General features: G+C 51.1%; 2 tRNA genes and 3 rRNA genes. All 5 read left to right on the plus strand.

The features are described from left to right. Positions 1-186 precede the first annotated feature (186 nt). The 5 genes from CSE6_RS25705 to rrf all read left to right on the plus strand — a co-directional run bounded on the left by CSE6_RS25705 (position 187) and on the right by rrf (position 5558). Positions 187-1719 (plus strand): 16S ribosomal RNA (locus tag CSE6_RS25705). A gap of 91 nt (positions 1720-1810) precedes the next feature. Continuing rightward, positions 1811-1887, plus strand: a tRNA-Ile gene (locus CSE6_RS25710). A 28-nt stretch (positions 1888-1915) separates the two neighbouring features. Then, positions 1916-1991 (plus strand) — tRNA-Ala (locus CSE6_RS25715). A gap of 410 nt (positions 1992-2401) precedes the next feature. Beyond that, a 23S ribosomal RNA gene (locus tag CSE6_RS25720) occupies positions 2402-5279 on the plus strand. A gap of 166 nt (positions 5280-5445) precedes the next feature. Further along, a 5S ribosomal RNA gene (rrf, locus tag CSE6_RS25725) occupies positions 5446-5558 on the plus strand. The 16S, 23S and 5S rRNA genes sit together here with 2 tRNA genes alongside, the layout of an rRNA operon. Positions 5559-5564: the final 6 nt, after the last annotated feature.

Here is a 5564-nt window from a genome sequence, read left to right on the forward strand (position 1 = left end):
GGTTTTGCACTCGGTTCCTTAAAAAAATACAGCCGATAAGCGTGGGCGTTTGAGGGCAAGCAGCCAGTTCTTCGGAACAAACTCTTCGGAGTTATCAAGCGCTCACAAAAACAGTAATGAGGAAGAATTAATTCTTCTTGATTCCGTCAAGTGAGTGAGCAGTCGAAAGACTTTAAATTCAAGATCGAACTATAGAGTTTGATCCTGGCTCAGATTGAACGCTGGCGGCATGCTTTACACATGCAAGTCGAACGGTAACAGGTCTTCGGATGCTGACGAGTGGCGAACGGGTGAGTAATACATCGGAACGTGCCTAGTAGTGGGGGATAACTACTCGAAAGAGTAGCTAATACCGCATGAGATCTACGGATGAAAGCAGGGGACCTTCGGGCCTTGTGCTACTAGAGCGGCTGATGGCAGATTAGGTAGTTGGTGGGGTAAAGGCTTACCAAGCCTGCGATCTGTAGCTGGTCTGAGAGGACGACCAGCCACACTGGGACTGAGACACGGCCCAGACTCCTACGGGAGGCAGCAGTGGGGAATTTTGGACAATGGGCGAAAGCCTGATCCAGCAATGCCGCGTGCAGGATGAAGGCCCTCGGGTTGTAAACTGCTTTTGTACGGAACGAAAAGCCTGGGGCTAATATCCCCGGGTCATGACGGTACCGTAAGAATAAGCACCGGCTAACTACGTGCCAGCAGCCGCGGTAATACGTAGGGTGCAAGCGTTAATCGGAATTACTGGGCGTAAAGCGTGCGCAGGCGGTTTTGTAAGACAGTGGTGAAATCCCCGGGCTCAACCTGGGAACTGCCATTGTGACTGCAAGGCTAGAGTGCGGCAGAGGGGGATGGAATTCCGCGTGTAGCAGTGAAATGCGTAGATATGCGGAGGAACACCGATGGCGAAGGCAATCCCCTGGGCCTGCACTGACGCTCATGCACGAAAGCGTGGGGAGCAAACAGGATTAGATACCCTGGTAGTCCACGCCCTAAACGATGTCAACTGGTTGTTGGGTCTTAACTGACTCAGTAACGAAGCTAACGCGTGAAGTTGACCGCCTGGGGAGTACGGCCGCAAGGTTGAAACTCAAAGGAATTGACGGGGACCCGCACAAGCGGTGGATGATGTGGTTTAATTCGATGCAACGCGAAAAACCTTACCCACCTTTGACATGGCAGGAACTTACCAGAGATGGTTTGGTGCTCGAAAGAGAACCTGCACACAGGTGCTGCATGGCTGTCGTCAGCTCGTGTCGTGAGATGTTGGGTTAAGTCCCGCAACGAGCGCAACCCTTGCCATTAGTTGCTACATTCAGTTGAGCACTCTAATGGGACTGCCGGTGACAAACCGGAGGAAGGTGGGGATGACGTCAAGTCCTCATGGCCCTTATAGGTGGGGCTACACACGTCATACAATGGCTGGTACAAAGGGTTGCCAACCCGCGAGGGGGAGCTAATCCCATAAAGCCAGTCGTAGTCCGGATCGCAGTCTGCAACTCGACTGCGTGAAGTCGGAATCGCTAGTAATCGTGGATCAGAATGTCACGGTGAATACGTTCCCGGGTCTTGTACACACCGCCCGTCACACCATGGGAGCGGGTCTCGCCAGAAGTAGGTAGCCTAACCGCAAGGAGGGCGCTTACCACGGCGGGGTTCGTGACTGGGGTGAAGTCGTAACAAGGTAGCCGTATCGGAAGGTGCGGCTGGATCACCTCCTTTCTGGAAAAATGCTGCTTCAAATTGAACGTCCACACTTATCGGTTGTTGGAACAAGCCAGGTGGCCTGCTGAAAAAGTGGGCTGCGTGGAATGGGTCTGTAGCTCAGCTGGTTAGAGCACTGTGTTGATAACGCAGGGGTCGTTGGTTCGAGCCCAACTAGACCCACCAAGATTCCAATATCTGGTCAGAGGATCCCGGGGGATTAGCTCAGCTGGGAGAGCACCTGCTTTGCAAGCAGGGGGTCGTCGGTTCGATCCCGTCATCCTCCACCAAAAATGATAGCGCCGAAAGGTGCTATAATCGTTGGCTCAGCAGATGTGAAGCGCAAGCAGATCGGAAGCAAAAAAAACCAAATTCAATATAAAAGCAGTCTGCACCAGACTGCTTTTATATTGATCTTTGATCAATAGGCTGTTCTTTAAAAATTCATAGAGTCGAAATCAGCGTTGCTGGTGGAAAGCGCAAACCCAGGTTTGTGCACCGTGCCGCCAGCAACATTTTGATTGCGTCAAAACAGATATTTTGCGAATGCAAATTTATCTAGTAATGACGAATATTCTCTAAGCTGCATCGAAAGATGCAGCCAAAGATATTCACATTACGGCATAACGCGTGAGGTGCAAGACCTCACCAGTCTTTGAAACCAGGCTTTGATTCTCGCTAAGAGAGTCCAAAGTTATAGGGTCAAGTGACTAAGAGCATATGGTGGATGCCTTGGCGATGATAGGCGACGAAAGACGTGATAGCCTGCGATAAGCTTCGGGGAGCTGGCAAATAAGCTTTGATCCGGAGATTTCTGAATGGGGGAACCCACCTCGCAAGAGGTATCGTGCACTGAATACATAGGTGCACGAAGCGAACCTGGAGAACTGAAACATCTAAGTACCCAGAGGAAAAGACATCAACCGAGATTCCGATAGTAGTGGCGAGCGAATTCGGAAGAGCCTTGCAGTGATAGTCGACCGGTTAACAAAACGGCATGGAAAGGCCGACCATAGTGGGTGATAGTCCCGTATGTGAAAACCGATCGGTGGTACTAGGCTGCAGACAAGTAGGGCGGGGCACGAGAAACCCTGTCTGAATATGGGGGGACCATCCTCCAAGGCTAAATACTCATCATCGACCGATAGTGAACCAGTACCGTGAGGGAAAGGCGAAAAGAACCCCGGGAGGGGAGTGAAATAGATCCTGAAACCGTATGCTTACAAAAAGTCGGAGCCCTTAGGGGTGACGGCGTACCTTTTGTATAATGGGTCAGCGACTTACATTCAGTGGCAAGCTTAACCGAATAGGGGAGGCGAAGAGAAATCGAGTCCGAATAGGGCGACTAGTCGCTGGGTGTAGACCCGAAACCAAGTGATCTATCCATGGCCAGGATGAAGGTGCCGTAACAGGTACTGGAGGTCCGAACCCACTAATGTTGCAAAATTAGGGGATGAGCTGTGGATAGGGGTGAAAGGCTAAACAAACTTGGAAATAGCTGGTTCTCTCCGAAAACTATTTAGGTAGTGCCTCAAGTATTACCGTCGGGGGTAGAGCACTGTTTAGGCTAGGGGGTCATGGCGACTTACCAAACCTATGCAAACTCCGAATACCGACGAGTACAGCTTGGGAGACAGAGCACCGGGTGCTAACGTCCGGACTCAAGAGGGAAACAACCCAGACCGCCAGCTAAGGTCCCTAAAATTGGCTAAGTGGGAAACGAAGTGGGAAGGCTAAAACAGTCAGGATGTTGGCTTAGAAGCAGCCATCATTTAAAGAAAGCGTAATAGCTCACTGATCGAGTCGTCCTGCGCGGAAGATGTAACGGGGCTAAGCCAGTTACCGAAGCTGCGGATGCACAGTTTACTGTGCGTGGTAGGAGAGCGTTCTGTAAGCCTGTGAAGGTGTCTGGTAACGGATGCTGGAGGTATCAGAAGTGCGAATGCTGACATGAGTAGCGTTAAAGGGGGTGAAAAGCCCCCTCGCCGTAAGCGCAAGGTTTCCTACGCAACGTTCATCGGCGTAGGGTGAGTCGGCCCCTAAGGCGAGGCAGAGATGCGTAGCTGATGGGAAACAGGTCAATATTCCTGTACCGATCAATAGTGCGATGTGGGGACGGAGAAGGTTAGCTCAGCCAACTGTTGGATATGTTGGTTCAAGCGTGTAGTCGTGCTCTTTAGGCAAATCCGGAGAGCTAAGATGAGGCGTGATAACGAGTCTGCTTGCAGACGAAGTGAGTGATACCCTGCTTCCAGGAAAAGCCACTAAGCTTCAGCTATTGACGACCGTACCGCAAACCGACACTGGTGCGCGAGATGAGTATTCTAAGGCGCTTGAGAGAACTCAGGAGAAGGAACTCGGCAAATTGACACCGTAACTTCGGGAGAAGGTGTACCCCAAGTAAGTGAAGTTGTACAAATGGAGCTCAAAGGGGTTGCAAAAAATTGGTGGCTGCGACTGTTTAATAAAAACACAGCACTCTGCAAACACGAAAGTGGACGTATAGGGTGTGACGCCTGCCCGGTGCTGGAAGATTAAATGATGGGGTGCAAGCTCTTGATTGAAGTCCCAGTAAACGGCGGCCGTAACTATAACGGTCCTAAGGTAGCGAAATTCCTTGTCGGGTAAGTTCCGACCTGCACGAATGGCGTAACGATGGCCACACTGTCTCCTCCTGAGACTCAGCGAAGTTGAAATGTTTGTGATGATGCAATCTCCCCGCGGAAAGACGGAAAGACCCCATGAACCTTTACTGTAGCTTTGTATTGGACTTTGAACGGATCTGTGTAGGATAGGTGGGAGGCTTTGAAGTGCGGTCGCTAGATCGCATGGAGCCAACGTTGAAATACCACCCTGGTGCGTTTGAGGTTCTAACCTGGATCCATTATCTGGATCGGGGACAGTGCATGGTAGGCAGTTTGACTGGGGCGGTCTCCTCCCAAAGCGTAACGGAGGAGTTCGAAGGTACGCTAGTTACGGTCGGACATCGTGACGATAGTGCAATGGCATAAGCGTGCTTAACTGCGAGACTGACAAGTCGAGCAGATGCGAAAGCAGGACATAGTGATCCGGTGGTTCTGTATGGAAGGGCCATCGCTCAACGGATAAAAGGTACTCTGGGGATAACAGGCTGATACCGCCCAAGAGTTCATATCGACGGCGGTGTTTGGCACCTCGATGTCGGCTCATCTCATCCTGGGGCTGTAGTCGGTCCCAAGGGTATGGCTGTTCGCCATTTAAAGAGGTACGTGAGCTGGGTTTAAAACGTCGTGAGACAGTTTGGTCCCTATCTTCCGTGGGCGCTGCAGATTTGAGGAAGCCTGCTCCTAGTACGAGAGGACCGGAGTGGACACACCTCTGGTGTACCTGTTGTCACGCCAGTGGCATCGCAGGGTAGCTAAGTGTGGAAGAGATAACCGCTGAAAGCATCTAAGCGGGAAACTCGTTTCAAGATGAGATCTGCCGGGGCCTTGAGCCCCCTGAAGGGTCGTTGTAGACCACGACGTTGATAGGCTGGGTGTGGAAGCGCAGTAATGCGTTAAGCTAACCAGTACTAATTGCCCGTGCGGCTTGACCCTATAACTTTGGGTAAGCCTGGAAAAACAAAAGACAGAACGCAAGTTCTAGTTATGCCGAAAAGGCGCAATCGAAAAGCTGATTGAAGACTCTATGAATTCGTTGGATTGAAGGTGAGCGAGATTAAGAAGTTAATCGAGGCGCTGTCAATCTGACAAAAAGTTTATGCCTGATGACCATAGCAAGTTGGTACCACTCCTTCCCATCCCGAACAGGACAGTGAAACGACTTTGCGCCGATGATAGTGCGGGTTCCCGTGTGAAAGTAGGTCATCGTCAGGCTCTTAC

It is taken from the genome of Comamonas sp. E6, assembly GCF_001010305.1.
Classification (GTDB): domain Bacteria; phylum Pseudomonadota; class Gammaproteobacteria; order Burkholderiales; family Burkholderiaceae_C; genus Comamonas; species Comamonas thiooxydans.